Source organism: Arsukibacterium sp., from assembly GCF_033722355.1.
GTDB lineage: Bacteria > Pseudomonadota > Gammaproteobacteria > Enterobacterales > Alteromonadaceae > Alishewanella.
This window is the reverse complement of the sequence record NZ_JAWVZF010000248.1, coordinates 1-2,616: the sequence shown is the minus strand read 5'-3', so window position 1 is coordinate 2,616 and position 2,616 is coordinate 1. Positions and strand designations below refer to the sequence as shown.

General features: G+C 50.7%; 3 protein-coding genes. All 3 read right to left on the bottom strand.

Annotated features, from left to right (window positions below; translation table 11 throughout):
- The coding region (locus R3177_RS14420; RefSeq protein ID WP_318971704.1) for an amidohydrolase family protein at positions 1 to 1,340 on the bottom strand (1,340 nt) is incomplete at its 3' end.
- A gap of 90 nt (positions 1,341 to 1,430) precedes the next feature.
- Complete coding sequence (locus R3177_RS14415; protein ID WP_318971703.1) at positions 1,431 to 1,925, bottom strand: GAF domain-containing protein; 495 nt, start codon at positions 1,923 to 1,925, stop codon at positions 1,431 to 1,433.
- Positions 1,926 to 2,105: 180 nt separating this feature from the next.
- On the bottom strand, positions 2,106 to 2,354 hold the full coding sequence (gene tusA, locus R3177_RS14410; protein ID WP_318971702.1) for a sulfurtransferase TusA: 249 nt from the start codon (positions 2,352 to 2,354) through the stop codon (positions 2,106 to 2,108).
- Between the last annotated feature and the right edge of the window lie 262 nt (positions 2,355 to 2,616).

The following is a 2,616-nucleotide window of genomic DNA, read 5'->3' as shown; positions in this document are numbered from 1 at the left end:
TGGTCCAGCCCCAAGGCTATGGCACCATTTAGGGTCGCCGCCTGGATCACTTCTAAGGCATTAAAGCCGGCTTCGCGCAGCAGCTCCAGCTCCTGGACAAAGGCAAAACCATAAATTTTATAAATATAACCGGCGTCCGAGCCTACAGTGATCCGGCCGCCATGGTTTTTATAGTCATTTAAAAACTGCATCCAGATCCGATAGTTCTCCCGCCAGGCAATTTCATGGTCGGTGGTCCAGTCAAACCAGTAAGAGCCATGGGCATAGCGGCTGGGGGTGAAAAACTGGGTCAGGGTCGGCAGGGTATAATCCTGGTGCCACTCAGCGTTGCGCTGTGCGGCAGCATCGCGGCTCGCCTCATAAATGGTCAGGGTAGGGTTAATGGTAAAATCGAGCGCTATCAACTCATCACGTACGGCATTCCATTTATCAGAACCCGGTTTTGCTGCCTGGCGCCACAGCTCGCCAGCTGCGCCAAAACGGTCCTGTTCATTCTGGTAATTATAATCTGCCGGATAATTCTGAATAGTCTGGCCGCTAAACAGCGCCTCCGGTAACCCGTACCAATGCTCCATTGAGCCTAACCCCATCCGGGCACTGTCCAGCACATTGGTGCGGGCCACATTTAACTGGGCATGGTGCATCATGGTGCCCAGCTGCTGTTTGTTTGCTTCATCCAGTGCAGCGGCAATAATGCCGGGGGTGGCACCAAAAAACTTAATACCGGCTGCACCGGCTTTTTTAATATCGCGCACCCATTTACGGGCCTGCTCAGGGTTAAACACGGCTTGCGCAAGGCCCTGGCCGAAACCAACGTAAGGCACGATTCGAGGCGCTACGATACGGTTGTCAGCCGAGGCTTTAACATGTTTCAGGGTCCAGGCCAGGCCATTAAAACTGCCGGGTTCACGCACCGTGGTAATGCCGTGGGCCAGCCAGAGTTTAAACACATATTCAGCCGGAATGCCGTTGGCGGAACCCCCAATATGGCCATGCATATCAACAAAGCCAGGCAGAATATACATGCCACTGACATCCATTTCAGTATCAGCCGGGCCGGCTTTGGGCCTGCCACCCTCCAGCACCGGTACATCAGGATAGCCGACGACAGTTACCTGCATTATCCGGTCGTTTTCAATCACAATATCCACCGGGCCAATAGCGGGCGCACCTTCACCGCTGATTAAGATACCGCCACGCAAGATTAGCCGCTTATAAGGGCCTCCCCCTTCTGTTGCAGTGCGCTCGGGTGCAGAAGGAGTACGTTCGATGTCATTGGCAGATACAGGCAAACAAGTGGTGCTGATAACCAGCAGTAAGGTGCTAAACAGCAGACGCATGGTAAATCCTTTCAGAAGGTAAGATATAGCTAATAATACCTAGTGTGCCAAGGGTTTAGCGGCAGTACCAGCGCAACGCGGTAAAATGCCTTAACTAAAGCGTGAACGGTAAATATCAGCTAATGCCGCCACAAAAGCGACCTCTTCTTCGCTCCAGCGTTTGATCACCTTGGTTTGTTCACAACAGATAATGCCGGTGGCTTTGTCACCATGATAAATTGGCACGTCGAGCAGCGATTTAATATTGAGGGGTTTTAAGAATAACTCGGCTAAATCTTTGGTGGCCGGGTCTTTTACAGCATCTACTGCCCGGATAATCTTTTTCTGATCCAGTGCCGCAAAATACCCCGGGAAGCTCCAACGATCGACCAGCAGGGCTTCCTGCGAAAAGCCGTTATCTTTGTCCAGTAACAACTGGCAGCGCAGTAAGTCATGATCGACAAACTGCCATAGGCCAACCTGCTGAATACCCAGGCCATCAAGACAACAACGTAATAAATGCTGCCGGGCCTCATCTTCACTGATCTCAGGATTATAAATAGCGCCGTGAAGCTGATCGAGCTTGGCTGAATACTGCGACGTCATAATAGTGCGATATCCAAAACAGAAATAGGGTAATCACAACCATAGCAAAAGGATTAATTGCTGCCAGTACAATGAGCAATTTGCGACAAATAACTTAGCTAAAGACAAATTCAGCCTTATTTGCCAGAGTAAACTCCGAAGTATTTATTATGTCCGTAATTGGCAGTAACTTAAGCGGTTTTAGCCACTAACCTTTTTCACCACGTAACGATACGGCAGCTCAGTAGTATCACTGGCCACTAACTCATGATCCATAAAGCGGCAGAAGGCCGGGATATCACGGGTGGTGGCCGGGTCGTCGGCGATAATCAGTAAGGTTTCACCGACCTGCATTTTACGCATTTGCAGCCGCACCATCATTACCGGCTCGGGGCAGCGCAGGCCTAAGGCGTCCAGGGTTTGGGTGGCGCTGTTAAAATGCGGGTTCATTACTACTCCAAAGTCTTAATTAACAACTTAACTTGTTTCACTGGCGCAAATTTCAGTATTCAGGCAGCGGCTGTTGTCGCTAAGCTAAGGCGATGGTTGGAACCCCACTTGCGCAGACACAGAGTGTCTGAGGTTTTGCGCCAGCAAAGCCGAGTTGCTGTGGCGAGCACAGTGGGTGTTGCAACCTACAGCCGTTGCCTGCATCGCAAACAACAAAAAAAGGGCCGTAAAAACGGCCCTTATTCTATGCGATTGTGCTGGT